23 protein-coding genes are annotated in these 25,247 nt (G+C 59.8%); 10 read left to right on the plus strand and 13 right to left on the minus strand.

The window, feature by feature from the left end; all coding sequences use genetic code 11:
• Positions 1-1,512, plus strand: coding sequence for a tripartite tricarboxylate transporter permease (locus tag PL597_RS09760; RefSeq protein ID WP_142913505.1), 1,512 nt, complete (start codon positions 1-3; stop codon positions 1,510-1,512).
• A gap of 237 nt (positions 1,513-1,749) precedes the next feature.
• On the opposite strand, the gene PL597_RS09765 is transcribed toward PL597_RS09760, so the two are convergent.
• The 4 genes from PL597_RS09765 to PL597_RS09780 form a co-directional block, all read right to left on the minus strand.
• Complete coding sequence (locus PL597_RS09765; protein ID WP_137411347.1) at positions 1,750-2,679, minus strand: sugar phosphate isomerase/epimerase family protein; 930 nt, start codon at positions 2,677-2,679, stop codon at positions 1,750-1,752.
• A gap of 96 nt (positions 2,680-2,775) precedes the next feature.
• The gene (locus PL597_RS09770) at positions 2,776-3,948 is read right to left on the minus strand and encodes a Gfo/Idh/MocA family protein (RefSeq protein WP_077983544.1); all 1,173 of its coding nucleotides are present in this window, start codon (positions 3,946-3,948) and stop codon (positions 2,776-2,778) included.
• Positions 3,949-4,027: 79 nt separating this feature from the next.
• Entirely contained in the window at positions 4,028-4,930 is a 903-nt protein-coding gene (locus tag PL597_RS09775) for a sugar phosphate isomerase/epimerase family protein (RefSeq protein ID WP_137411349.1), read from the minus strand.
• Positions 4,931-5,054: 124 nt separating this feature from the next.
• Positions 5,055-5,357 carry a hypothetical protein gene (locus tag PL597_RS09780; RefSeq protein WP_244614268.1) on the minus strand — a complete coding sequence of 101 codons (303 nt, stop codon included), beginning with the start codon at positions 5,355-5,357 and terminating at the stop codon, positions 5,055-5,057.
• 148 nt (positions 5,358-5,505) lie between these two features.
• On the opposite strand from PL597_RS09780, the gene PL597_RS09785 reads away from it, so the two are divergent.
• Entirely contained in the window at positions 5,506-6,546 is a 1,041-nt protein-coding gene (locus PL597_RS09785; protein ID WP_077983543.1) for a LacI family DNA-binding transcriptional regulator, read from the plus strand.
• A 9-nt stretch (positions 6,547-6,555) separates the two neighbouring features.
• Here PL597_RS09785 and PL597_RS09790 read toward each other — a convergent pair whose 3' ends face one another.
• The 4 genes from PL597_RS09790 to PL597_RS09805 are packed head-to-tail and all read right to left on the minus strand — an operon-like array spanning position 6,556 to position 11,595.
• Positions 6,556-7,092, minus strand: coding sequence for a sarcosine oxidase subunit gamma (locus PL597_RS09790; RefSeq protein WP_271365038.1), 537 nt, complete (start codon positions 7,090-7,092; stop codon positions 6,556-6,558).
• Positions 7,085-10,048: a sarcosine oxidase subunit alpha gene (locus PL597_RS09795; RefSeq protein WP_271365039.1), complete on the minus strand. Its 2,964-nt coding sequence runs from the start codon at positions 10,046-10,048 to the stop codon at positions 7,085-7,087. The genes PL597_RS09790 and PL597_RS09795 overlap by 8 nt, the downstream gene beginning before the upstream one ends.
• Positions 10,045-10,320, minus strand: coding sequence for a sarcosine oxidase subunit delta (locus tag PL597_RS09800; RefSeq protein ID WP_271365040.1), 276 nt, complete (start codon positions 10,318-10,320; stop codon positions 10,045-10,047). Before PL597_RS09800 ends, PL597_RS09795 begins: the two co-directional genes overlap by 4 nt.
• A gap of 24 nt (positions 10,321-10,344) precedes the next feature.
• Positions 10,345-11,595, minus strand: coding sequence for a sarcosine oxidase subunit beta family protein (locus tag PL597_RS09805; RefSeq protein ID WP_271365041.1), 1,251 nt, complete (start codon positions 11,593-11,595; stop codon positions 10,345-10,347).
• A gap of 90 nt (positions 11,596-11,685) precedes the next feature.
• Here PL597_RS09805 and PL597_RS09810 point away from each other — a divergent pair, with 90 nt between their 5' ends.
• The 7 genes from PL597_RS09810 to purU all read left to right on the plus strand — a co-directional run bounded on the left by PL597_RS09810 (position 11,686) and on the right by purU (position 18,808).
• Entirely contained in the window at positions 11,686-12,660 is a 975-nt protein-coding gene (locus tag PL597_RS09810) for a GlxA family transcriptional regulator (protein ID WP_271365042.1), read from the plus strand.
• Positions 12,661-12,709: 49 nt separating this feature from the next.
• The gene (locus tag PL597_RS09815; protein ID WP_202048287.1) at positions 12,710-13,375 is read left to right on the plus strand and encodes a helix-turn-helix domain-containing protein; all 666 of its coding nucleotides are present in this window, start codon (positions 12,710-12,712) and stop codon (positions 13,373-13,375) included.
• A gap of 96 nt (positions 13,376-13,471) precedes the next feature.
• The gene (locus PL597_RS09820; RefSeq protein ID WP_271365043.1) at positions 13,472-14,377 is read left to right on the plus strand and encodes a class II glutamine amidotransferase; all 906 of its coding nucleotides are present in this window, start codon (positions 13,472-13,474) and stop codon (positions 14,375-14,377) included.
• Positions 14,378-14,414: 37 nt separating this feature from the next.
• On the plus strand, positions 14,415-15,101 hold the full coding sequence (locus tag PL597_RS09825; protein ID WP_271365044.1) for a GXGXG domain-containing protein: 687 nt from the start codon (positions 14,415-14,417) through the stop codon (positions 15,099-15,101).
• A 16-nt stretch (positions 15,102-15,117) separates the two neighbouring features.
• Entirely contained in the window at positions 15,118-16,446 is a 1,329-nt protein-coding gene (locus PL597_RS09830; protein WP_271365045.1) for an FMN-binding glutamate synthase family protein, read from the plus strand.
• Positions 16,447-16,528: 82 nt separating this feature from the next.
• Positions 16,529-17,836, plus strand: coding sequence for a type III glutamate--ammonia ligase (gene glnT, locus PL597_RS09835; protein ID WP_137411358.1), 1,308 nt, complete (start codon positions 16,529-16,531; stop codon positions 17,834-17,836).
• An 87-nt stretch (positions 17,837-17,923) separates the two neighbouring features.
• Positions 17,924-18,808 carry a formyltetrahydrofolate deformylase gene (gene purU, locus PL597_RS09840; protein WP_077983533.1) on the plus strand — a complete coding sequence of 295 codons (885 nt, stop codon included), beginning with the start codon at positions 17,924-17,926 and terminating at the stop codon, positions 18,806-18,808.
• Here the strand turns inward: purU and PL597_RS09845 are convergent.
• The 4 genes from PL597_RS09845 to PL597_RS09860 all read right to left on the minus strand — a co-directional run bounded on the left by PL597_RS09845 (position 18,791) and on the right by PL597_RS09860 (position 23,141).
• Positions 18,791-20,335 (minus strand): HAL/PAL/TAL family ammonia-lyase, encoded by a 1,545-nt coding sequence (locus PL597_RS09845; RefSeq protein ID WP_271365046.1) that lies wholly within the window; start codon positions 20,333-20,335, stop codon positions 18,791-18,793. The genes purU and PL597_RS09845 overlap by 18 nt on opposite strands.
• Complete coding sequence (locus tag PL597_RS09850) at positions 20,328-21,158, minus strand: quaternary amine ABC transporter ATP-binding protein (protein ID WP_269823837.1); 831 nt, start codon at positions 21,156-21,158, stop codon at positions 20,328-20,330. The genes PL597_RS09845 and PL597_RS09850 overlap by 8 nt, the downstream gene beginning before the upstream one ends.
• Complete coding sequence (locus tag PL597_RS09855; protein WP_271365047.1) at positions 21,151-22,008, minus strand: ABC transporter permease; 858 nt, start codon at positions 22,006-22,008, stop codon at positions 21,151-21,153. The genes PL597_RS09850 and PL597_RS09855 overlap by 8 nt, the downstream gene beginning before the upstream one ends.
• Before the next feature lie 95 nt (positions 22,009-22,103).
• Complete coding sequence (locus PL597_RS09860) at positions 22,104-23,141, minus strand: ABC transporter substrate-binding protein (protein WP_269823836.1); 1,038 nt, start codon at positions 23,139-23,141, stop codon at positions 22,104-22,106.
• A 572-nt stretch (positions 23,142-23,713) separates the two neighbouring features.
• Between PL597_RS09860 and hutC the strand changes: the two genes are divergently transcribed.
• Positions 23,714-24,454, plus strand: a complete 741-nt coding sequence (gene hutC, locus PL597_RS09865) for a histidine utilization repressor (protein ID WP_077983528.1) — start codon at positions 23,714-23,716, stop codon at positions 24,452-24,454.
• 26 nt (positions 24,455-24,480) lie between these two features.
• On the opposite strand, the gene PL597_RS09870 is transcribed toward hutC, so the two are convergent.
• Positions 24,481-25,095, minus strand: coding sequence for a TetR/AcrR family transcriptional regulator (locus PL597_RS09870; RefSeq protein WP_077983527.1), 615 nt, complete (start codon positions 25,093-25,095; stop codon positions 24,481-24,483).
• Positions 25,096-25,247 lie beyond the last annotated feature (152 nt).

Here is a 25,247-nt window from a genome sequence, read left to right on the forward strand (position 1 = left end):
ATGAATTTCGACTATCTCTGGCACGGCTTTGCCGTTGCTCTCACCGGGCAGAATCTTCTTATCGGTTTCATTGGCTGCTTCATCGGCACAATGGTTGGGGCACTGCCAGCCATTGGCCCGATCAACGGGATCGCGCTGCTGATGCCGATCGCGTATTCGATGGGGCTGCCGGCGGAAAGCACCATGATCCTGTTGGCCGCGGTTTATTGTGGCGCAGAATATGGCGGACGTATTTCCTCAATTCTGCTCAATGTTCCAGGTGATGCCGGCGCCGTCATGACGGCGATGGACGGCTATCCGATGGCCCGGCAGGGACGCGCTGGCGAAGCGCTGGCGCTTTCCGGAATTTCATCCTTTGTCGGAGGTATAATTGGCTCTATCGGTTTGGCGCTGTTTGCGCCCGTGCTATCCGGGCTTGCCATCGGTTTCGGTCCCGCCGAATATTTTGTGCTTATGGTCTTCGCCTTTGCAACGCTCGGATCCATGGTCGGCTCCCAGCCCACCAAAACGCTGATCGGCTGTATGCTCGGTTTGATGCTGGCAACCGTTGGCCTTGACGCCACCTCCGGCGCTTATCGCTTCACCTTCAACGAACCGGAACTGGGCGACGGTATCGAATTCGTCGTGCTCGTCATCGGTCTGTTCTCGATTTCCGAAGCAATGCTCATTCTGGAGCACCAGGGCAGGGGCGTCACGGTGATCCGCGAACTCGGGCGCACGACCGCTCGCTGGGCGGATGTCGTCAAAAGCGCCGGTGCGACGGTACGCGGGTCGCTTATCGGCTTTGTCGTCGGCGTCTTGCCAGGGACCGGCGCGTCGGTATCTTCCGCTGTATCCTATACCACTGAAAAACGCATCTCGGACTCGGAAGGCACCTTCGGCAAGGGCGATGTGCGAGGATTGGCGGCGCCCGAGGCGGCGAATAATGCGACAGCCGCCGGCGCCTTCGTTCCCATGCTCACACTCGGTGTTCCCGGATCGGGCACCACCGCCGTGATGCTGGGTGCGCTGATGCTTTACAACATACAGCCAGGCCCAATGTTGCTTGCAGAGCGCCCCGAAGTCGTCGGCGGCCTCATCGCCTCGCTTTTTGTGGGCAACTTTATCCTGCTCGCACTCAACCTGCCGCTCGTTAACATATTCGCTCGCGTGCTGACGGTGCCGAACTGGTTGCTTGTTCCAGGCATCCTCGTCCTGTCGATCGTCGGCGTCTATTCCACGCACGCCTCGGTCTTCTCGATCGTGCTCATGCTGGCTATCGGCTTCCTGGGCTGGTTGTTGCGCAAGGTCGGTTTCGATATGGCGCCGATCATCCTTGGTTTCGTGCTGGGACGCGTCATGGAGGTGAACTTGCGCAATGCCCTCGCGATCTCCGGGGGAGACGTCTCCATCCTCTTCAGCAGCACCATCTCCATCGTCTTGTGGTGCATGGCGGCAGGTGTTGCCATCCTCCCATTGGTGCTGGCCCGCCGCGCGCGCAGGATCAAGGCCATGGCTCTTGCCAAAGAGTAAGGCGTGATAACGACCGTTGCCGTTCTGACGGCAACGGTCTTGACGGGATATCGGTCGCTATTGGTATCGCCCATCCCCGCAGCGCGGATGGGATGTCCCGCTTTATCTCAAGACCGACCAGCAGGACGAGGCCTCCCAAGGCCCTGAGACCCAAGTTTCCTCCGGAATTTCGGAGAGTCTTCGATTTCTTGCCCCGCGACCAAAATTCGGAAGAAGTTCAGTGGCTCAGGTCAACGCTTAGAACCCGCACTCGGCGAGAAATGCTCTGCTGGCCGCCAGATCGTCCAGAATGCCGCCGGCATTGCGCGGGTCGCGCTCCTGTTCGATGGTGATATAACCGCCATAGCCAAGTTCCGTCAGAAGGCGGCGGATGGCCGGATAATCGATTGAGCCGCGACCGATAGGGCACATGACGCCCTTGGCGCAGGCGTCGAAGAAGCGGATGCGTTCTGCCATCACCTTTTCAAAAACCGTGGCGTCGATGTCCTTGAAATGAATATAATCGACGCGATCCCAATAGCGACGAAGCGTGGTGACGGGGTCCATGCCCGAATAGGCCATATGGCCGGTATCGAGGCACAAGCCAGCCAGATCGGCGGGAATGTCGTCGACGATCTGCTGCAACTCATCGGCAAATTCGATGTAACCGCCGGCATGGGGGTGGATGGTGGCGCGCACGTCATATTTGTCACGGGCGAGGGTTGCGATGGCGCGGATGTTTTCGACCATGCCGCTCCATGCGCCGCCATCGAGGCGCGGCGCACGATCGGAATGGCCGGCGGCATAGTCCCGCTCGTCATGGCCCCAGTCCATCACCGTCAAATAGGGGGCGGAAAAGCGTTGGCCGGCATGGGTTTCCGGTTTTGGCAGGCGGGTGATCAGCGCGCAGATTTCATCAGTCTGGCGCAGCAGATTGTCGCGGTTCTGAGGTGAGACCAGATCGTCGAAGATCGTGCCGGCGACGATCTTCAAGTCGCGCCCATTGAGCGCCTGCGAAACGCGCTCGAGGTCGAGCGGCAGATAACCGTAGGGGCCGAGTTCCAGGCCGCCGAAACCGGCGGCCTTTGTCTCGTCCAACACCTTTTCCCAATGGGGCAGATGGGGGTTTTTGACGTCGTCGACGCCCCAGCAGCAGGGAGCGGTGGTGATGGTGATCTGGTTGGTCATGGCATCCTCGGGGCGCAATTGATGCTGGCCGCGTTCTGCGGCCCGAAGCAGGTCTCGGCGGCTGATAGTGGCTTGAAGGGCGTGTAGCCAATCTGATTATGCGAAGTCGATCCAGGCGGCGCCGGCGTCGGCCGAGCGGACGCAGTTCTCCAGCCAGCGAACGCCTTCGGTGCCGGCCGCGATGCCGGGATAATGGTGGGTTTTCAGGAAAGCCCTGTCACCGCGGTTTGCCGCGTCGATCGCCTGGGCGATCCAGAGATAGATATTCGACCAGCTATCCCCAAGACCTTCGGTATGCAGCGCGCCCATGCGGTCTATGGCGAGGCTTTCCTGTTCCAGATAAGGCATGCCGTGATGCAAGATGCGTCCGGGTTCGCCCTGAACCTCGTAGATCAGCTGGTCGGGGTGGGAATCTGACCATTCGAGTGAGGCCTTGGAGCCGACGAAACGGTAACGCTGCGACCCCATATTGCCGGCATTCACCGAAGAGACCCAGAGACGGCCGCGTGCGCCATTGTCATAATGCATCAAGACTGTGGCGTGGTCTTCCAGCGGCGCGCGCGTGGGGATGAAGGCCTTGCGGTCGCAGAGCAGCCGTTCCACCTTCATGTGAGGGAGCACGATTTGCGAGAGATAATAGAGATGCGTGCCGATATCGCCGAGCACGAAGGTTGGGCCGGCAGTGCGGGGATTGGTGCGCCACTTGACGGCTTCGCCCGCGCCCACGTCGTCACCGGCATTGAAGCCGTGGGTATATTGCAGGTCGACGATACGGATGTCGCCCAGCATTCCCTTTTTGACCATGGCCGCCATCTGGTGGACGAGCGGATGCCCGGTATAGCCATAGGTAACGCCGACAATCAGCCCCTTCTGTTCGGCCAGCCGCGCCACCTCATCGCATTCGGCCACCGTGAAGAATAGCGGTTTTTCGCAGATGACATGCAGTCCCGCCTGAAGACAGGCTTTAGTGATTTCGTAGTGGGTGAAATTGGGGGTGGCGATGGAGACGACGTCAACGCCGTCTTCGCGCGCGGTTTCGCCGGCAATCAGCGCCTTGTAATCCTGATAGCAGCGTTCCGCCGCCACGCCGATGTTGACGCCGAAATCGCGGCCCATTTCGGCATCGAGATCGAAGGCGCCGGCGACGAGTTGGTAGCCGCCGTCGCGCAGAGCGCCTGTGCGATGTTTGTAGCCCACCTGTCCTGTGCGACCGCCGCCCACCATGGCCCAGCGCAACGGGCGCGAAATCAGTCTTTCTCCATTGATCATGTCAATCGTCTTTCCATTTGATCGTTCGAATGACGGTGTTCCCCAAGGGCCGTCTCGGCCGCAGCGCCCGGCTGCCTCGTTATTTTCTGAAATAAAGGTCGATATAGTCCTGCATCTTGGTGCGCATGAACCGGCCTGATTCATCCGCCCTGTCCTCCCAGGCGAAGACGCAGGAGGTCATGATGCCGTCAAAGCCGATTTCGGAAAGCGTGGCGAAGAAGTCGTCCCATGGCACTTCGCCCTGGCCGATATTCAGGTGCTGGTGCACTCGCGCCTGCGTGCCCGGCGGGTTGAGGATATAGCGCAACCCGGAGCTGGCCTTGTGGTTGAAGGTATCGCCCACATGCACATGGGCGAGCACGTCCTTGGCTTCGCGCAGCATCGCCTTGGTGTCGTCGCCGAAATAAAAGGTATGCGGTGCGCAATAGAGGAACTTGACGTTCTTCGAATTGACGGTGCGGATGATGTCCAGCGCCGGCTGCAGCGTTTCGCACCAGTCTTCCGGATGCGGCTCGACATGCAGGTTGATGTTTTCGCGCTCGAATATCGGCACCAGTTCTTCCATCGAGCGCCACCAGGCATCCTCGCAGGCCTCGATCATCGAGCCGGTGTGGCAGCAATAACATGAACCCTTGTCGGGATGCGGTCCGCGGCCGAATTCGGAGTTCATCGTGTCGACTTCGAGTTCGATGGCGATCTCGATGGCGCGTTTCCAGTGTTTGACCGCCGCCTGCCGCTCGGTTTCGTCATTGGAGGCCCAGCGATACATCGGCAGCAGCGAGGCGATGCCGACATCAGCGTCCCTCAGCGCCTTCTTGAAAGACTTGATCCGCTCGGGAAAGGCGCGCGGTGCCTTGAACCATTCGAGGAAATCGGCGCGCGGACTGAGTTCGATCCAATCGTAACCAAGTTCCTTCACCTTGGCGGGAAGGACTTCAAGGCTGAGATGGCGGTGCATATGGGGGTCTAGGGCGATTTTCAACGGTCCTGATCCTTGCTTTGTGTTTTTGTTTTTACGAATTTTCCGGACGTAAAAGCGCAATCGCTCTTACTCGAAATGCTTTAATTCGATGGCGGCTGCGGCGGATGGCCGTCATGGTTGGCCATTAAATTTTCCACCTCGGCGCCGAGATCGGCGAGCGCCTCACCGCGACCTTCTGGCCGATGGCGGCCTGGATCAGCTGCACCACATCTGGCGCGAAATTGTCATAGGTCTGCAAACGCAGGTAGTTGACCTTGCCGCCATTCGCCTCGGCCGCGAGGCGTGCGTTGTTGACATCCTTTTGGATGAGGTTCCAGACCGCATCGTCATTCTTGTCTCCGACAAGGGCTATAGTGGCTGCAACCGCGCCGGACGCCACCACGAGCGACACCGCGCCCGTTGCGAGAAATTTCCTGACAAATGCCATTGTTTCCTCCCTGCCCATTCTCCCGACGGGCCTTAACGACAGGAGGGTTTATATCTTCCATCTTCATGGAAATGGAATTTATATTTCATTTAATGTTGCAATAAATATCATTTTATGTCATTCATGGATGATACAATTGTGAGGCGTCATGAATCGACCGACCATTGCCGATCTTGCGAAAGCCGCCGGTGTAAGCATCTCCACGGTCAATCGGTTGCTGCACGGCTCGACTGCCGTACGTCAGGATACGATCGATCAGATATTCAAGGCGGCGGAGGAGATCGGTTTTTATGGTCTCGGCACTATCAGGGACCGTCGCCGCGAGGCCATGCCTCATCACCGGCTCGGTTTTCTGTTACAGCAATCCCACCGGTCGCTTTACCGGCTTTGGGCGGAAGGGATTGTCGCTGCCGCACGCCAGCGGCCGGATAGCATCATCGAGCCGGATATAGTTTTCGAGGATGATCTTTCACCGGAAGCTGTGTCCTCCGATCTCTTGAAAATGGGACAATCCTGCGGCGCAATCGCGGTGGTGACGGCCGATCATCCGCTCGTCAGCCAGGCGATCGACGAGCTGCGAGGCAAGGGCGTTCCCGTGGTGACTTACGTATCCGATCTGTCGGCGGCGAGCCGCGCGGGCTTTGTCGGCACCGACAGCTGGAAACGCGGCCGCACGGCGGCATGGTTCCTCAGCCAGACGGTTAAGGGCGAGGGCGTGGTCGTGCCGCTGATCGGTAGCAATCGGTATCAGTGCCAGGATGTTTCGGACGCAAGCTTCCGCTCCTATATGCGCGAAAACACACCCGAACTTCAGGTCGTGGAAACCCTGCTGACCCACGAGGAACCGGAAAATGCCTATGTCATCGTGCGGGATATGATTGCTGCCGAACCGGGGCTCAGGGGGATTTATGTCAATGGCGGCGGCATATCGGGTGTTCTGCGTGCACTCAGGGAATTGCCTGCCGAGCGGCAGCGCGACATAAAAATCATCTGCAACGACATCGGACCGGAAACAAGAAAAGGCCTCAACGAAGGGCTGATCACCGCCTCGCTGCCGCTTCCTCTCGACAGGATGCCGCAGCAGTTGATCGACGTGATGTTGCGGCGCATCGAGAACGGAGATTCGTCCTCCGTTGAACAGCGGATCGTTCCTTTCGAAATCCTGACGCCCGAAAGCATCTGGACCTGACCGGCACGATCACTGGAATTCGAGGCTCATCCGGGCAAGGTCGTCCCACAGGCTTTCGGCAAAACCGCGCAGCACGATGACTTCGAAGACCCGCCCGTCAAGCCGGGTGAGGTGGGCGGCGATGTGGCCGATCAGCGTCGCGACGGAATGTCCTACCGGGAAGGCTAATAGAGACAGGTCGACCGCCGTGCCTTTGGCCAGAACCCGCTCGGCCATCTTGCCTTCGATGCGAATGCGAACGCGTCCCTGGCTCTGGTCGACACCCGTTGCCTGAGGTTCGAGCGCCGTAAGAAGCGCCTTCACATCAGCGTGAGGCAGAGGTTGTTCACCGACGATAAACCATTGGCCCGGTGAGACCGCGCGTATATCGCCTTTGGCAAGGTGGCGAAGGCGGGCTTCCAAATCCGTTGCGTCGGGTGCGGCCAGAACATGGATGATCGCGCCTTCCGGCAGGGGAGAGAGCTTGATGGCGGTGGAGGCAATTGCCCGCTTCGCGCCCAGCACCGGGCGCAGCGCCGGCCGGAAGCCAGACTTGAAATCAGACATGGAGTTTCTCGTTTTGAGGATCGACAAAAACCGGGTTGCAAAGGCGGGCTTGAGTAAATTCGCTACGCAGGCCGTTCCAGACCATGATTTCCTCGCCATGCCGCGCACGGCCATTCTTGACCAGGGCGAGACCGATCGTTGAACCTAAATGCGGTGAGAACGCGCTGGAGGTCACATAACCCTGATCGTTCTCCAGCGTTGCCGCGGCATCCTTCGCAAGAATATGCGAGCCGGTGCGGAAAGACTGTCTTGGATCAAGCGGCACGACGCCGACGAGGCTCGGACGGTCGGTGGCGGAAAGCCCCTCGCGTTCCAGCATCCGTCGGCCAATGAAATCGGCCTTCGTGGCGGAGACCATTTTGCCGAAGCCGAGATCGGCGGGCACCACCGTGCCGTTGATTTCATTGTGGGTGACATGGCCCTTTTCGATACGCAACACACCGAGCGCCTCTACGCCATAGGGCATGATATTCTCCGGCTTGCCAGCTTCCAGCAGCGCGTCGGCAACGCTTTCACCGTAACCGGCCGGGACGGCAAGCTCGTAGGCCAGTTCACCGGAAAAGGAGATCCGGAACAGGCGTCCATGCAGTTGCCCGCCAAACAGAGAGACTTCCCGGGCTGCAAGGAAGGGAAAGGCCTCGTCGGAAATATCTTCATCGACGATTTTCTGAAGAATGGTGCGCGCCTCTGGTCCGGCAATCGCCATCTGCGCCCACTGGTCTGTGACGGAGGAAAGTCGCACGTCGAGGTGCGGCCAGAGCGCCTGGGCGCAGAATTCCAGATGGTTCATGACGCCCGCCGCGTAGGCGGTGGTGGTCGTCATGAAAAAGCGGTTTTCTTCCAGCCGGCTGGTGGTGCCGTCATCATAGATCATGCCGTCTTCACGCAGCATCAGGCCATATCGCGCCTTGCCGACCGGCAGCTTTAGGAAAGCGTTGCAATAGACCCGGTTGAGGAATTCGGCGGCGTCCTTGCCACAGATTTCGATCTTGCCGAGCATCGACACATCGCAGAGCCCGGCATTCTTGCGAACATTCAAAACCTCACGGTCGACGCTTTCCCGCCAGCCGTTTTCACCCTCGCGGGGAAACCAGGAGGAGCGATACCAGAGACCTGTTTCAACGAAGACCGCGCCATTTTTCTCGGCCCAGCCATGTAGCGGCGATTTGCGCACCGGCTGGAAATGATGGCCGTGATAGGCTCCTGTCAGGGCGCCGAAGGAGACGGGCGTATAAAAGGGCCGAAAGGTGGTGGTGCCGACCTCCGCCGGGGAAACGCCACGCGCTTCGGCCAGCAACCCGATGGCATTGACATTGGAAAGCTTGCCCTGATCGGTCGCCATGCCGTTTGTCGTATAACGCTTGGCCAGTTCGACATGGCCATAACCTTCACGGATGGCGAGGCCCAGATCCTTGCGATGAACATCGTTCTGGTAATCGACAAAGGCTTTCGCCTTGATACCGGGGATGGACCAGAGCGCCTTTGCGGGAGGAGCCACGATATCGTTTTCCACCATGCCGAATGCCGGTATGGTTGATGCAAAACCGAGGTCTTGCGCCAGTGCCGCGCCCTTTCGCGCGCCGTCCTCAAGGCAGGCTGCGATACCGTTTGTTGCGCAAACCGCGCCGGCGAGGTCCAAACCTTTGAGGTTGCCGGGTGCCAGGAAAGCGGCATGGTCTTCCGACCAGACCAGTTTGCCGCCGCGATGGCAGGCGAGATGGATGACGGGGCTGAAACCGCCCGACATCGCCAGCGCATCGACATCAAGGCTTTCCGTGCGCCCATTCGCATAAATCTCGATGGCGGAAAGCGCCTTGCCGCCCTTCGCATTCGAAACGACGCCACCCTTGATGACACGCGCCTTGCCGTCATAGCCGGGATGACCCTGCTCGCGGCTATCGATGATGGCGGCAAGAGGAATGCCCTGTGCCTCCAGATCGCGGGCGAGTGCATAACCGCTGTCATTGGTGGTGAAAATCGCCGCCGTTTTGCCGGGGCTGACGGCATAGCGGTTGAGATAGCTGCGCATCGCGCCGGCCATCATCACGCCGGGAATATCGTTGCCGCCGAACACCAGCGGTCGCTCTTCCGCGCCGGTGGCGAGCAAAGCGCGCTTGGCCACAATGCGCCACAGGCGCTCCACAGGCACATGCACGTTCGGGTTCGCCAGGTGTTTCTGCACCCGCTCCACCGCGCCGAAGACATTGCCGTCATACCAGCCGAAAGCCGTTGTTCGCGTCAGCACCGTCACATCAGGCAGGGCTTCGAGTTCGGCGACGCAGCTCGCGGCGAAATCCGCAGCGCTCCTGCCGCCGACGGTCGCGGTTTCGGAAAGAAGCCCGCCACCTGCCACGGAATGTTCATCGACGATGATGACGCGCGCTCCGGCGCGGCCGGCGGCAAGGGCTGCCGCAAGTCCTGTAGCGCCCGCGCCGATCACCAGCAGGTCGCAATGCGCCCAGCATTTGTCATAGGTATCCGGGTCCGCCTCGTAGCTCGCCTTGCCGAGGCCGGCCGCCTTGCGGATGAAGGGCTCGTAGATTTTTTCCCAGAAGGCGGCGGGCCACATGAAGGTCTTGTAGTAAAACCCTGCGCTGAGGAAGGGCGACAGCAGGCCGGTCAATGCGCCGATATCGAAATCCAGCGAGGGCCAGCGGTTCTGGCTTTTCGCTTCCAGCCCGGCATAAAGCTCCTGCATGGTGGCGCGTGTGTTCGGCTCGGTGCGGCCACCGCTGCCGATGGTCATCAGCGCATTCGGCTCGGCGGCGCCTGCTGTCAATATGCCGCGCGGGCGGTGATATTTGAAACTGCGGCCGACAAGCTGCTGGCCATTGGCGAGCAGGGCGGAGGCAAGGGTGTCACCCGCAAAGCCTGACATCGTCTTGCCGTCGAAGGTGAAGGAAAGCGGTTTGGAGCGGTCGATCAGACCGCCGGTCTTCAGGCGGTTGGAACTCATGCGCTTGTCACTTTCGTCTTTTCGGCAGCGTCGCGGCAGGCGGATATTTCGTGGGTCACGGTATCGCGGGCCACGACCAGCCAGCGGCGGCAACCGGAGGTGTGGTGCCAATATTCCTCATAGGCTCCGCGCGGATTGTCGCGCAGATAGACATAGTCGAACCATTCATCGGAGCCAGCATCGGCGGCGGGCCTTTGGAGGGCTGCACCCTTGACGGTGAATTCTTCCTTGGGTCTTTGCCCGCAATGCGGGCAGAGTACGAGACTTGCCATATCGAACGTCCTTGATCCGCTGGATTAATGAAGGTTGGGCTGTGCGCCCTGACCTTTTTCATCGATGAGATAACCATGCCGGAAACGATCCAGCCGGAAGGCCGTCGCCGTTTCCTGCGGTGTGCCGCGTGCGAGAAGATGGGCAAAGCAGAAACCGGAGGCGGGCGTCGCCTTGAAGCCGCCGTAACACCAGCCGGCATTGAGATAGAGATTGTCGATCGGGGTTTGGTCGATGATCGGAGAGCCGTCCATCGACATATCCATGATGCCGCCCCAGGAGCGCAGCACCCGGACGCGGGAAAGCGCCGGTATCATCGCCTTGCCGGCTTCCGCCACATGTTCGACCGTCGCCAGATTGCCGCGCTGGGCATAGGAATTGTAGCCGTCTATATCGCCACCGAAAACGAGGCTGCCCTTGTCGGATTGCGAGACGTAAAAATGGCCGGCCCCGAAAGTGACGACGCCATCGATGAAGGGTTTCAGCCCTTCGGACACGAAAGCCTGCAGCACATGGCTTTCGATCGGCAGTTTCAGCCCGGCCATGGCGGCGACCTGTGAAGAATTGCCCGCCGCTGCCAAAGCCAGCTTGCCGCAGCCGATGAAGCCGCGGCTCGTCTCGACGCCCACGACCGCGCCGTTTTCGCGGCGAATGCCTGTTACCTCGCAGCCCTGAACAATATCGACGCCACGGCTGTCTGCACCGCGTGCATAACCCCAGGCGACGGCATCGTGACGGACGGTGCCGCCGCGCTTTTGCAGCAATCCGCCCTGAATGGGGAAGCGGGCATTGTCGAAATCGAGAAACGGCAACATCGCCTTGACCGAGGCGCGGTCCAGCAAGTCGGCATCGACGCCGTGCAGCCGCATGGCATTGCCGCGCCTTGTATAGGCATCTCGCTGCGCATCGGAGTGGAAGAGGTTCAGCACGCCACGCTGGGAAACCATGGCGTTGAAATTGAAATCCTGCTCCAGACCTTCCCATAGCTTCATCGAAAGCTCGTAGAACGGGTTATTGCCCGGCAGCAGATAATTGGAGCGGATGATCGTGGTGTTGCGGCCGACATTGCCGGAGCCGATGTAGTTTTTCTCCAGCACCGCGACATTGGTGATGCCGAATTCCTTGGCGAGATAATAGGCCGTCGCCAGCCCGTGCCCGCCGCCGCCAACGATGATGACGTCATAATGTAGTTTCGGCGATACATCCCGCCATGCGGGTTTCCACGCCTTGTTGCCAAAAAGGCCGTTCTTGAAAATCGAAAAAGCAGAATAGCGCATCTGGCGTACCTCGAACCATATCGAGCAAGCTTAGCGATGCCGTTCGGATGGGGATTGCAGATAAGGGACATTATGATTTAAAAAAGAGACATGACGATCATCGAGCCGAAGAATATCCATCGCATTGGTTTTATCCTCGTTCCGAATTTTGCACTGATGTCCTATGCCTCGGCGGCGGAGCCGTTGCGCGCCGCCAATCTGATCGCAGGAACCGATCTTTACGATGCGGTTTCCCTGTCTTTTGATGGCGAGGCGGTCAGAAGCTCGTCCGGTATCATTGTCGGCTGTGAGGCGCTTACCGCTGCCGGCGAGAAATGCCACACGATTTTCGTCTGTGCGGGCGGCGGGCCGCAGGACTGGACCGCTGCGGAAAATTCTTACGGGACGTTACGGCGGCTGGCGCGGCAGGGTGTCAGGATCGGGGGCATTTCCAGCGGCGCTTATGTGCTGGCCGCGGCGGGATTGCTGGAAAACCGCGATTTCACCATCCATTGGGAACATGCGCCGGTGCTGAAAGAGGCCTTCGGCCATCTCACGCCCCGGCAGGCGCGGTTTGTTTTCGATGGCGACCGCATTACCTGCGCCGGCGGCGTTGCGCCCCTCGACATGATGCATGCGATGATTTCGCAGAGAATGGGCGCGCATTTCGCAAGGCGTGTCAGCGACTGGTATCTGCACACGGCCGTCGCCGAACCCGGTGCACCGCAGCGCGGCTCCTCGGCGGAGCGTCATGGCACCAACCATCCGGCCTTGCTGACCGTGCTGGAAAAAATGGAAACGACCATTGAAAGCCCGCTCGACCGACAGACCATGGCAAAGCTGGCGGGCACAAGCGCGCGCCACCTCGACCGGCTTTTTGCGACCCATTTGAAGTCGACATTTCTGGAGACATATCGCGCGATCCGCCTCGATCATGCCCGGCGATTGCTCGAGCAAAGCCCGCTCTCCATCGCGGAAGTTGCCTTCGCCACCGGCTTTTCCAGCGCCGGACATTTTTCAGGGAGCTTCAAGGCCCGCTTTGGCGATACGCCGAATGCCATGCGGCAAAGATTTCCTCCGAATTAAAATAGTTTTCCTGTAAGGAAGGAAAAACACGACGATACCGGAGGATACCATGGCCAAGGATGCCACCCAGAGCGAAGCTGCGCAGTTCCTGTCACAGGATCCGCATGCCGTTCGCGAGCCAAGGGTGAATAATCTGGAAATGGCGATCGGCCACGAGGTCCGCGCCTATCGCAAGAAGCTCGGCATCACCGTCACCGATCTTGCATCGGCCACGGGCGTTTCCGTCGGCATGCTCTCGAAGATCGAAAACGGCAATATCTCCCCATCGCTTACCACCCTGCAGACGCTTTCAAAGGCGCTCGGCGTGCCGATCACGGCTTTCTTCCGCGGTTTCGAGGAACCGCGCAGCGCCACTTTCGTCAAGGCGGGGCAGGGCGTGAATATCGAGCGCAGGGGTACGCGCGCCGGTCATCAATACAGCCTGCTTGGCCATATCGACAACAATACCAGCGGCGTCACCGTCGAGCCCTATCTCATCACGCTGACCAAGGACTCGGATGTGTTCCCAACCTTCCAGCATGAGGGAATGGAGTTTCTCTACATGCTGGAAGGCGAGGTGGTTTACCGCCACGGCGAGCAGCTTTTCACCATGCAGGCCGGCGATAGCTTGTTTTTCGACGCCGATGCACCGCACGGGCCGGAGGAATTGGTGAAGCTTCCCGCCCGTTATTTGTCGATCATTTCCTATCCGCAAAGGCGGCTAGGCAACGATTGATAATTTGCCTTAGAAGAAAAAAATATTCCTCATAGTTGACGGAATAGAATTCCATATGTTAGCCCTTCATTCGGAAACGAATGGAGGCGCCTGTCGATGTGCGGCATTGTTGGACTATTCCTGAAAGACAAAAGCCTTGAGCCGCAGCTGGGTCAGCTGCTCTCGGACATGCTCGTCACCATGACCGATCGCGGGCCGGATTCGGCCGGCATCGCGATCTATGGAAGTGCGGCCGATGGCCGTGCGAAAGTGACGATCCAGTCGGCCGATCCTGCCGCCGATTTTTCCGGCCTTGCCGTGACGCTGAAGGAAAACGGCGTTGACGCCGTGGTCACGGTAAAAAGCACCCATGCGGTTCTCGATATTCCCGCCGGGAAGCTGGATGGTATTCGCGCGATTCTAGCCGCCATCCGGCCGAATGTGCGGGTGATGGGTTCCGGCGACAGTGTGGAAATCTATAAGGAAACCGGCTTGCCGAAGGATGTCGTCGCCCGTTTCGACGTGCGTTCCATGGCCGGCAGCCACGGCATCGGTCACACCCGCATGGCGACGGAATCGGCGGTGACGACGCTTGGCGCGCATCCCTTCTCCACCGGTGCCGACCAGTGCCTGGTGCACAATGGTTCGCTCTCCAACCACAATAATCTGCGCCGTGAACTGGTGCGCGAAGGCATGACCTTCGAAACCCAGAACGACTCGGAAGTGGCCGCCGCCTATCTCACGGCGGAAATGGCCAAGGGCAAGGATCTGGGCGAAGCACTGACAAGTGCGCTCGATGATCTCGATGGTTTCTTCACTTTCGTCGTCGGCACCAAATCCGGTTTTGGCGTGGTGCGTGATCCCATCGCTTGCAAGCCTGCTGTCATGGCCGAGACCGACCAATATGTCGCTTTCGGTTCGGAATATCGCGCTCTGGTCAACCTGCCCGGCATTGAAAATGCCCGGGTGTGGGAGCCGGAGCCGGCGACCGTCTATTTCTGGGACCATGAAAAGGCCGCCTGAGACCCGTCATCGGCGCCTGTTTTGAAAGTCATAATCCATGCCAGTTTTCGATCTCTCCCACACGCCGTTGCGTGAACTCAACAAGGCGCTCCACGGTCTTTCCTCCGGTGTCAACGATACCGAATTCGAAGTCGTCAATCCGCGCGGCCACCATGCCGTCGCCGTTGGCATCGACAGCCCCGTCACCGTCGATGTGCGCGGTTCGGTCGGTTATTATTGCGCCGGCATGAATGATGGCGGCACAGTCACCGTTCATGGCTCGGCCGGACCGGGCGTTGCCGAAAACATGATGTCGGGCACCGTCGTCATTGAGGGCGATGCTTCGCAATATGCTGGCGCCACCGGCCGCGGCGGGCTTCTGGTCATCAAGGGCAATGCCGCCTCCCGCTGCGGCATTTCCATGAAGGGCATCGATATCGTCGTGAAAGGCAATATCGGCCATATGTCCGCCTTCATGGGCCAGTCCGGCCATCTCGTCGTCTGCGGCGATGCGGGCGATGCGCTGGGCGATTCCCTTTATGAGGCGAAGCTTTTCGTGCGCGGCTCGGTGAAGAGCCTGGGTGCCGACTGCATCGAGAAGGACATGCGGCCCGAACATCTCGAAAAGCTTGCAGAACTCCTCGAAAAGGCCGGCGTCAGCGATGTCCGGCCGGAAGAGTTCAAGCGCTATGGTTCGGCCCGCACGCTCTATAATTTCAACATCGACAACGCCGACGCGTATTGAGGCGAGGGATATTCCGATGAGCTATCACAACCCCTTCACCCCGCCGCGTAAATCCGCGACCTTCGACGACCACACGCTGGCGGAAATCCGCCGTGCGGCGGCGACCGGCATCTATGACATTCGCGGTGCGGGCACCAAGCGCAAGGTTCCGCATTTCGATGACCTCCTGTTTCTCGGCGCGTCCATTTCGCGTTATCCGCTCGAAGGTTATCGTGAGAAATGCGATACGACCGTGACCCTCGGCACGCGCTTCGCCAAGAAGCCTATCACGTTGAAAACGCCGATCACCATTGCCGGCATGAGTTTTGGCGCGCTTTCGGGCAACGCCAAGGAAGCGCTCGGCCGCGGCGCGACAATCGCTGGCACCTCCACCACGACGGGCGATGGCGGCATGACGGATGAGGAGCGCGGCCACAGCCAGACGTTGGTCTATCAATATCTGCCCTCCCGTTACGGCATGAATCCGAAGGATCTGCGTCGCGCGGACGCCATTGAGGTCGTTGTCGGCCAGGGTGCGAAGCCGGGTGGTGGTGGCATGTTGCTCGGCCAGAAGATTTCCGATCGCGTCGCCAATATGCGCAACCTGCCAAAGGGCATCGACCAGCGCTCCGCCTGCCGTCATCCTGATTGGACCGGCCCCGACGATCTGGAAATCAAGATCCTCGAACTGCGCGAAATCACCGACTGGGAAAAGCCGATCTACATCAAGGTCGGTGGTGCGCGGCCCTATTACGACGCCGCACTGGCGGTGAAGGCCGGTGCCGATGTGGTGGTGCTGGACGGCATGCAGGGCGGCACGGCCGCCACGCAGGATGTCTTCATCGAAAATGTCGGCATGCCCACGCTCGCCTGCATTCGCCCCGCTGTTCAGGCGCTTCAGGATCTCGGCATGCACCGCAAGGTGCAGCTCATCGTCTCCGGCGGCATTCGGTCGGGCGCTGATGTCGCCAAGGCGCTGGCGCTTGGTGCGGATGCTGTCGCCATCGGCACGGCGGCGCTGGTGGCGCTGGGTGATAACGATCCGCATTGGGAAGACGAATATCAAAAACTCGGTACGACAGCAGGCGCTTATGATGACTGGCACGAAGGCAAAGACCCCGCAGGAATCACCACGCAGGATCCCGAACTTGCCGCACGCCTCGATCCCGTCGCCGCCGGCCGCCGTCTTGCCAATTATCTGAAGGTCATGACGCTCGAGGCGCAGACCATCGCGCGCGCCTGCGGCAAGAACCATCTCCATAATCTGGAGCCGGAAGATCTGGTGGCGCTGACGATGGAGGCCGCCGCCATGGCGCAGGTTCCGCTGGCGGGAACCAGCTGGTTCCCGGGCAAAGGCAGCTTTTAAGCCATAAAGACGGACGGGCGCATTTGGGAGGATGTGCCCGTCTTTTTTGATGAGTGTCTGATATTCAAAAAAGGGGAATGACGTGACACTGGACCTCTCCAAGTTTGCTGCCGAAAAGGGCGTCAAATATTTCATGATCAGCTATACCGATCTCTTCGGGGGCCAGCGCGCCAAGCTGGTTCCTGCAGAAGCGATCGCTGATATGCAGAAGGATGGCGCGGGTTTTGCAGGCTTCGCCACCTGGTTCGATTTGACGCCCGCCCATCCCGATCTATTCGCCGTGCCCGACGCCTCTTCGGTCATCCAGCTTCCATGGAAAAAGGATGTCGCCTGGGTCGCCGCCGATTGCATGATGGAAGACCAGCCGGTGGAGCAGGCGCCGCGCGTGGTGCTGAAAAAGCTCATCGCTGAGGCGGCCAGCGAAGGGCTCAGGGTCAAGACCGGCGTGGAGCCGGAATTTTTCCTGATTTCGCCGGACGGTGCGAAAATCTCCGACGAATACGACACAGCGGAAAAGCCCTGCTACGACCAGCAGGCGGTGATGCGCCGTTACGATGTGATCGCCGAGATTTGCGACTATATGCTGGAGCTGGGCTGGAAGCCCTACCAGAACGACCATGAGGACGCGAACGGCCAGTTCGAGATGAACTGGGAATATGACGACGCGCTGCAGACCGCCGACAAACATTCCTTCTTTAAATTCATGGTCAAATCCGTCGCCGAAAAACACGGGCTGCGCGCCACCTTCATGCCGAAGCCTTTCAAGGGCCTGACCGGCAATGGCTGCCATGCCCATATTTCGGTCTGGGACCTCGACGGCAAGGTCAACGCCTTCGCCGACAGGGAAATGCCGTTCGGTCTGTCGGCCAAGGGCAAGACGTTTCTCGGCGGCATCATGAAACACGCGTCGGCGCTTGCGGCCGTCACCAATCCGACGGTCAACTCCTATAAGCGCATCAACGCACCGCGTACCGTTTCCGGCGCGACCTGGGCGCCGAATACGGTGACCTGGACCGGCAATAACCGCACCCATATGGTGCGCGTGCCGGGGCCGGGACGGTTCGAACTGCGCCTGCCGGATGGAGCCGTGAACCCTTATCTGTTGCAGGCCATCATCATCGCGGCTGGCCTTTCCGGTGTCCGCTCCAAGGCCGATCCCGGTCCGCACTACGATATCGACATGTATCGCGAGGGCCATACGGTCACGGATGCACCGAAGCTACCGCTCAACCTTCTCGATGCGCTGCGCGAATATGAGAAAGATGCGGAATTGCAGCAGGCGCTCGGCATTGAATTTTCGAATGCCTATCTGAAACTCAAACAGGGTGAGTGGAACAGCTACTGCTCGCAATTCACCGCATGGGAGCATCAGACGACCCTCGATGTCTAAGCCCGATTTTCCCCGCCGCGCTTGCGGCTTGCCCCGCGCGTCCAGCCGCGCGGGCGTTTTCCATATTGATGACAGAAAGATCGCCAGATGACGAACTTCGTCCTGACCGTGACATGCAAGTCTACCCGCGGCATTGTCGCCGCCCTTTCAGGCTTTCTCGCTGAGAAGGGGTGCAACATCGTCGACAGTTCGCAGTTCGACGATCTCGGCACAGGCCGTTTTTTCATACGCGTGGGTTTCATTTCCGAGGAGGGTGAGACACGCGACGCGTTGATGGACGGGCTGGCGCCCATCTCGGAAAAATTCGGCATGGAGGTGGCGCTGCACGATCAGGCAGAGCGGATGAAGGTTCTTTTGATGGTGTCGCGCTTCGGCCATTGCCTCAATGACCTGCTCTATCGCTGGCGCATCGGGGCGCTGCCGATCGATATTGTCGGCGTCGTCTCCAATCATTTCGATTACCAGAAGGTTGTCGTCAATCACGACATTCCGTTCCACCACATTCCGGTGACGAAACAGAACAAGCCGCAGGCCGAAGCCCGGATCATGGAGATCGTGGAAAGCTCGGGTACGGAACTCATCGTGCTGGCACGTTACATGCAGGTGCTTTCCGACAGGATGTGCGAGGCGATGTCGGGCAGGATCATCAATATCCACCACTCCTTCCTGCCCTCTTTCAAGGGCGCCAACCCTTACAAGCAGGCCTATCAGCGCGGTGTGAAACTGATTGGCGCGACGGCGCATTATGTGACCGCCGATCTGGATGAGGGACCGATCATCGAACAGGATATCGTGCGCATCACCCATGCCCAGTCGGCGGAGGATTACGTGTCGCTCGGCCGCGACGTGGAGGCGCAGGTGCTGGCGCGCGCCATACACGCCCATATTCATCGGCGTTTATTCCTGAACGGCAGCCGAACCGTGGTGTTCCCCCCCGGTCCCGGCTCTTACGCTTCAGAAAGAATGGGATGAGCATTCTGCGTGAGCCGGGTTGATGTTGTCGACACCTATCCCCGTAAGCGTGGTTTGCAACATTTCCCGAATGGCGGCTACCAGATTGTTGAGCGGCTGGTCATCGCGGTAAAATGGCGCCGCCGTCCGGACGCGCTGATAAAGCCTATTGGTGCCGGGCGCACGGCCGCCTTCGTCTGGCTGCATGTCGTAAGCCTGCGCGGCGCTCATGATCTCGATTGCGAGAATGGTTTCCAGGTTGCCGATAATCGAAAGCGTCTTGTCGGCGGCGGCGGTGGCGTGAGTCAATATATCCTCCTGCAAGGCGGAGGTGATGCCGCCATCGAGGCTGGCGGGGGCGGCGAGGCGGCGGTTTTCCGCGGCAAGCGCTGCGGCGGTGTACTGGATGATCATGAAACCGGAACAGACACCATCACCTTCCGCCAAAAAGGCGGGCAGCCCGCTGACAAGCGGGTTGACGAGCCGGTCGATACGCCGCTCGGAAATCGCCGCGAGTTCGGCTGCGGCCGTCGCCAGCCCATCCATGGCAAGCCCGAGCGACGCACCGACGGCGTGGGCCTGGGAGTGGACCTCGGGCGACTGCGGCGTGCCGCCGACGACCGGGTTGTCCGTGACACTCGCGAGTTCGCGGTCTACGACGTCTACGATCTGCGCGACGCTGTCGCGAACGGCGCCGTGCACCTGCGGCACGGCGCGCAGGCTAAGCGGATCCTGCGTGCGGGATCCGGCCGACCGGGCAAGCAGCGGGCTTGCCGCCAGAAGCTGGCGCAGGTTTGCGCCGACAGTCTGGATGCCGGGCGAGCTGCGCAGTGCCAGCGGCCCTGCGGCGAAGGGATCGGCCTGCGCGCCAAGGTTTTCATAGCTCATTGCTGCTGCCGCATCGGCCCAGTCAAGGAGCGAAGCCGTGCGCGCAAGCGCGAGGCTGGCGAGGCCGGTGGCGCAGGGTGTGCCGTTGACGAGGCTGAGCCCTTCCTTCGCCTGCAGAACCATGGGTTCGAGGCTAAGCTTTGCGAGCCCCTGCCGGCCGCTGATGAGTTCGCCCCCATGGCGGGCCCGGCCTTCGCCGATCAGCACCAGCCCTATGGCCGCGGCATGGGTGAGGTAACCCACCGAGCCCTTTGACGGAATAACGGGAAGAATATCGCCATTCAGCAGGGCGAGCAGCGCTTCGACCGTTTTGACCTGCACGCCGGAATAACCATGCGCGAAGTTGTTGATCTGGGCGGCCATGATGGCCCGTGTTTCTTCGCGCCCGAGCGGTTCGCCGACGCCGCAGGAGTGGCTGAGCAGGATGTTGCGGGAAAGAGCCTGCTGCTGTGGGATGTCTACAATCACATCGCAGAGCGCGCCGACACCTGTGTTGATGCCGTAACCGCGCACCCGTTTTTCGACGAGCGCATCGACGACGGCGCGGGCTTCGGCAATGCGCCGCCACGCTTTGTCCGACAGGGAAAGCGTGGCGCCTTTTGCAACAGCGGCGATCTCTTGCCAGGTGAGGGGACGATCGATGGTGATCGTGTCAGCCATGCTGGCCTTCCCCCGCACCCGCGCGGCGTTCCACGAAACGGGCGACATAATCATTTGCGGGGCTGTTGAGAATCTGATCCGGCGTTCCAACCTGCACCAGTTTGCCGTCCTTCAGGATCGCGATCTGTGCGCCGATGCGGAGCGCCTCGTCGAGATCGTGGGTGATGAAAACGATGGTCTTGTGCAGGTTCTTTTCGAGCTGCAGCAACTGGTCCTGCATGTCGGCGCGGATCAAGGGGTCGAGCGCCGAAAAGGCCTCGTCCATCAGTATGACGTCGGTATCGGCCGCGAGTGCCCGGGCCAGACCGACGCGCTGCTTCATGCCGCCGGAAAGCTGGTGCGGAAACTTGTCCTCATAGCCGGAAAGGCCGACGGTCTCGATCCACTTCATGCCGATGGGCCGCGCGTCGGCCTTGGTCAGCCCGCGCACGCGCTGGCCATAAACGACGTTCTGCAAGACGGTGCGGTGCGGCATCAGACCGAAATTCTGGAACACCATGCTGACGCGTCGGTTGCGGAAGTCGCGCAGGTCTTTGGGCTTCAGTGCTAGAACATTGTCGCCGCCGACGAGAATCTCGCCGCTTGTCGGTTCGATCAGCCGGTTGATGTGGCGCACCAGCGTCGACTTGCCGGAACCGGAGAGGCCCATGATCACGAAAATGCGGCCGGCTTCGATGTCGAGGCTGACATTGTCGAGGCCGACGCTGCATCCCGTTTTTGCCAGGATTTCGCTTTTTTCCGCGCCCTGCTGGGCCATGGTCAGCGCAGCTTTCCAGTTGCCGCCGAATATCTTGGACACGTTGCGGATATGGATATCAGTCATTGCCCATTTCCTTCCGGCTGGATCGACCAAAACCCTGGGTGATGCGATCGAGCACGATTGCGAGAATAACGATGCCGAGACCTGCTTCGAGGCCCTTGCCGACATCGAGCGTCTGGATGCCGTTCAGCACCTGCTCGCCAAGGCCGCGCGCGCCGATCATCGAGGCGACGACGACCATGGAGAGCGCCATCATAATCGTCTGGTTGAGGCCGGCCATGATCGTGGGCGTGGCGAGCGGCAATTCGACGCCGAAGAGGATTTGTCTCGGGCTGCCGCCAAATGCGGTCGCCGCCTCCACGACCTCCCGGTCCACCTGCCGGATGCCGAGATCGGTCAGGCGGATCAGCGGCGGCACGGCATAAACGATGGTGGCCAGTACGGCCGGGACCTTGCCGAGGCCGAAAAGCATGATGGCGGGAATGAGATAGACGAAGCTCGGCATGGTCTGCATGACATCGAGTATCGGCAGGGTGATGCGCCGAGCCCATTCGCTTTTGGCAAGCAGGATACCTATGGGTACCCCGATGACGATGGAAATGAGGCTGGCAATCAGCATCAGCGCCAGCGTCTGCATCGTCAGGTCCCAGAGACCGAGCGCGCCGACGATGAACAGCATCACCGCCACCATGATGACGAGCGAAATCTTCTTCGCCGCGAACCAGGCGAGCACCAGGAAGACCAGAAAAATGGCCCACCACGGCAGACCGCGCAGCACCCATTCCACAAAGAGGATCGCCTGCAGGATCGTCTGCGAGATCGCCTTGAAAACGGAGCCGTAATTCACCACCAGCGAGCGCACGATCTCATTGATCGGGCCGCGGATGGAAATATGGAAAACTTCAGGAAACATTGGTGTCGTCCTCGCGCCTGCCGACCCCATGTGCGGTAGCCGGCCCCTGTCCTGACGGGAAAAGGCGCGCCGGAAGCCCGGCGCGCGTGCGATGTTTACTTGACGGCGGCTTCGATACGCGCCTTGGCGTCGGCAGAAACCCAGCTGCCCCAGACATCGCTCTTGGTCTGAAGGAAGGTTTTGGCGGCGGCTGTCGCATCGACCTGCTTGTCGGTCATGTAGGCGAGGCTGGCGTTGATCTCCGTCAACGGGAAGGTCGCCTTTTCAAGGATCGCAATGATCTCCGGTGCTTCCTTCGCAAAGGTGCTGTTCACGCCATAGGCCACCTCGACGGAGGGGAAGGCGCAACCGGCGTCGCGCTTTCCATCGGCGCTCGTCAGTTCCTTCCAGCAGGCTTCGCTATAGGCCGGCTCCTGCAGCTGGATGAGCTTGTATTTGCCCATGATTGCCGTCGGGCTCCAGTAATAGAACAGCATCGGTTCGCCCTGGAGATAGGCGGCGGCAATTGCGGCGTCGAGAGCGGTGCCGGTGCCGGGCCGGAAGTTCACATAGTTTGCTTCCAGCTTGTAGGCCTGCAGCTTTGCGGTGTTGACGCCTTCGCAGGTCCAGCCCGAGGGGCAATTGAGGAAGCGGCCCTTGGCGGGCTCTTCCGGATCCTTGAACAGTTCAACGATCTTCGGGTCGGAAAGCTGGTCGACGTTCTTCAGGTCCGGAGCTTTGGCTTCGATGCCTTTCGCCGGGTCGCCCTTGACCAGATACTCCGGCACGAACCAGCCTTCGGCGGCGCCGACGAAGGTCTTGCCGACCGATGTTACCTGCCCGGCTTCCGCAGCCTTGTTCCAGACGTCGGAGCGGCCGATCCATTCTTCAGCAAAGATCTGCACGTCGTTATTGGCGGTTGCCTGTTCCAGCGTCACGGAGTTGCCGGGAATGGAATCGACCTTGCAATCATAGCCCTTGGAGAGGATTTCCTTCATGACTTCGGTGATGAAAGCGCCGCTTTCCCAGTCGATGCCGGCGAAGGTGATGGTCTTTCCAGCGGCGCAATAGCCTTCCGCTCTCGCTGACCCGGCATAGGCTCCCATGATGAGCGCGGTGGTGGCCAGCGCGATTTTCAACTTTGAATTCAGCATTGCATTCCCCTTTTGGTTTGATGATTGGCAAGTTGCTGGCATGCGTTTTGTGGTTTCAGCCGGGCGTGCCCTGGGCAGATGCCTACCCCTGAGCCCGGCGGTCATTGGTGCATTTCATGTCCCGGCGAAATCGGCGGTCGGGCGCTCGTCGAATCAACGTGGAATTGGATGTTCGCCTTGAAGCGGTATGCTGGAAGTTCACTATACAACTTTGAAAAATTCGCATGGGACGCGCGTATCGGCGACGTTGGGTCGAACGCGCCTGCGCTGGTTGGTTCTGAAAAGGGTGAGCTTTCAGCGCATATTGCCTAGCCGCGCCATCAAATACAGCTTCTCCTTCGGCATGGCAGCCGCTGCCCTTGCGCTGGGCGGGCATTTGAGTATCGCCACGACCATCGGCGGGAGACCTGCTGTTGCCAGAGATCGAGTCTTCGCTCGCCATTATTTTCCCCTCAAGTTGTATATGTAACTTCACACATTTGCGAAAGACAAGCAAGGCGGGATGTGATAATTTTGTGCTTGTGCGGATTCTGGCTGCGTTTTGTGCAGTCGCCCGATTTTTAGGAGTTTCAATGCTGTCCGTCATCGAAAACGAGTTTCCTGTCTCGGGCGATCGCTCCTCCCTGCCGCTGTATGAGCGAGTGAAAGAACAGATCAAGGAAAAGATCGCCGGCGGAGAGTGGTTGACGAACCACAGGATACCCTCCGAAAACGAGATCGTGGACATGCTGGGTGTCAGTCGGATGACGGCGAACCGAGCGCTGCGGGAGTTGGCAACCGAGGGGGTGATCGTTCGTGTGCAGGGGCGCGGGTCTTTTGTCGCCCCGAAAAAGCGAAGCGCTGGCATGATGGGCGTGCGCAACATTGCCGACGAGATCAAGGAACGCGGTTCGACGCATCGACCGAGCCTGATCCTTGCCCAGACGGAAGTTTGCGGTCCCGATCTCGCAACGGCGCTGGAGATCGCCGTGGGAGCGAAGGTTTTTCACTCCATCATTGTCCACCACGAAGACGATGTGCCGATCCAGCTTGAAGATCGCTTCGTCAATGCGGAGATCGCTCCAGATTATCTGATGCAGGATTTCAATACGCTCACCCCGAATGCCTATTTGACAGCGGCGGCGCCAATTTCGCGAACAGAGCAATTCATCGAGGCCGCGTCGCCCCAGCCCTGGGAGTGCAAATTGATGGCCATAAGCCGAAACGAGCCTTGCCTTCTCGTGCGCCGCAGAACCTGGTCATCGAGCCGCGCCGTCACATCCGTACGGCTGCTCTACCCCGGTTCCCGATATCGGCTTGAAAGTCAGGAATAGAGGTCCGCGGCCGCGTGCCTTGATGCCTATGCCAGCAGTCCGCGCATAATCAGTTCGAGATGAATCTTGAGAACAGCCTGCCTGTCCAGAATGCGCCGGTCGTTGAAAATCAGCCGAAACACCAACGTTCCAACCATGGGCGACATCACGACCTTGGCGAGTTCGGGGGGATTAGCCCTGAACCTTTTTTTCGCCACGCCCTCCTCCAGGATCGTATCGATGCGCGCAAAGACCGGCGCCATCATCGTGTCATAGTGCTGGTCGATGAGATCCGGGAATTTTGCGCCTTCCGCGACGATTAGACGAAACAGTTCCCGCATTTTTCTGTTGTCGACGAGTGAGTCGAACAGGAATTCGAGCAGCAGGCGAAGCTGCTCGACGGGATCGTCTGACTTATGCGTATAGGCGCTGAACGTCTCCCGGAACGGCATGGAGGCACGTTTTACCATGGCCTCGAAAAGCGCCTCCTTGGTTTCGAAATAGACGTAGACCGTGCCTTTCGTCACTCCCACCCGTTCCGCGATGTCCTCCACCCGGGTCGCGGTAAATCCCCTTTTGGTGAATTCCTCGAATGCTGCATCGAGAATTTGCAACGGACGTTGTATCTTCTGTTCAGCACGTGTCAGCTTTGCTTTCGGCATGGCCCCGGATCCTTCTGTTTTCGACGCGCGCCCTTCCGTCCGTCGCGATTGGCGGAAGTGAGAGATGGGTTTGCCTATAGCACCGGCGCAAAAACCGGAACGATTTTTGTGAAGGCGCGCACATGCTTCGCTATGCCGGATCATTGCCAATG

Source organism: Agrobacterium sp. ST15.13.013 (assembly GCF_027956525.1).
GTDB lineage: Bacteria > Pseudomonadota > Alphaproteobacteria > Rhizobiales > Rhizobiaceae > Agrobacterium > Agrobacterium salinitolerans.

Coding starts and splice junctions, on each gene's coding strand:
- PL597_RS09760 (WP_142913505.1), top strand. CDS start 1: ATGAATTTCGACTATCTCTGGCACGGCTTTGCCGTTGCTCTCACCGGG.
- PL597_RS09765 (WP_137411347.1), bottom strand. CDS start 2,679: ATGACCAACCAGATCACCATCACCACCGCTCCCTGCTGCTGGGGCGTC.
- PL597_RS09770 (WP_077983544.1), bottom strand. CDS start 3,948: ATGATCAATGGAGAAAGACTGATTTCGCGCCCGTTGCGCTGGGCCATG.
- PL597_RS09780 (WP_244614268.1), bottom strand. CDS start 5,357: ATGGCATTTGTCAGGAAATTTCTCGCAACGGGCGCGGTGTCGCTCGTG.
- PL597_RS09785 (WP_077983543.1), top strand. CDS start 5,506: ATGAATCGACCGACCATTGCCGATCTTGCGAAAGCCGCCGGTGTAAGC.
- PL597_RS09790 (WP_271365038.1), bottom strand. CDS start 7,092: ATGTCTGATTTCAAGTCTGGCTTCCGGCCGGCGCTGCGCCCGGTGCTG.
- PL597_RS09795 (WP_271365039.1), bottom strand. CDS start 10,048: ATGAGTTCCAACCGCCTGAAGACCGGCGGTCTGATCGACCGCTCCAAA.
- PL597_RS09800 (WP_271365040.1), bottom strand. CDS start 10,320: ATGGCAAGTCTCGTACTCTGCCCGCATTGCGGGCAAAGACCCAAGGAA.
- PL597_RS09805 (WP_271365041.1), bottom strand. CDS start 11,595: ATGCGCTATTCTGCTTTTTCGATTTTCAAGAACGGCCTTTTTGGCAAC.
- PL597_RS09810 (WP_271365042.1), top strand. CDS start 11,686: ATGACGATCATCGAGCCGAAGAATATCCATCGCATTGGTTTTATCCTC.
- PL597_RS09815 (WP_202048287.1), top strand. CDS start 12,710: ATGGCCAAGGATGCCACCCAGAGCGAAGCTGCGCAGTTCCTGTCACAG.
- PL597_RS09820 (WP_271365043.1), top strand. CDS start 13,472: ATGTGCGGCATTGTTGGACTATTCCTGAAAGACAAAAGCCTTGAGCCG.
- PL597_RS09825 (WP_271365044.1), top strand. CDS start 14,415: ATGCCAGTTTTCGATCTCTCCCACACGCCGTTGCGTGAACTCAACAAG.
- PL597_RS09830 (WP_271365045.1), top strand. CDS start 15,118: ATGAGCTATCACAACCCCTTCACCCCGCCGCGTAAATCCGCGACCTTC.
- purU (WP_077983533.1), top strand. CDS start 17,924: ATGACGAACTTCGTCCTGACCGTGACATGCAAGTCTACCCGCGGCATT.
- PL597_RS09845 (WP_271365046.1), bottom strand. CDS start 20,335: ATGGCTGACACGATCACCATCGATCGTCCCCTCACCTGGCAAGAGATC.
- PL597_RS09850 (WP_269823837.1), bottom strand. CDS start 21,158: ATGACTGATATCCATATCCGCAACGTGTCCAAGATATTCGGCGGCAAC.
- PL597_RS09855 (WP_271365047.1), bottom strand. CDS start 22,008: ATGTTTCCTGAAGTTTTCCATATTTCCATCCGCGGCCCGATCAATGAG.
- PL597_RS09860 (WP_269823836.1), bottom strand. CDS start 23,141: ATGCTGAATTCAAAGTTGAAAATCGCGCTGGCCACCACCGCGCTCATC.
- hutC (WP_077983528.1), top strand. CDS start 23,714: ATGCTGTCCGTCATCGAAAACGAGTTTCCTGTCTCGGGCGATCGCTCC.
- PL597_RS09870 (WP_077983527.1), bottom strand. CDS start 25,095: ATGCCGAAAGCAAAGCTGACACGTGCTGAACAGAAGATACAACGTCCG.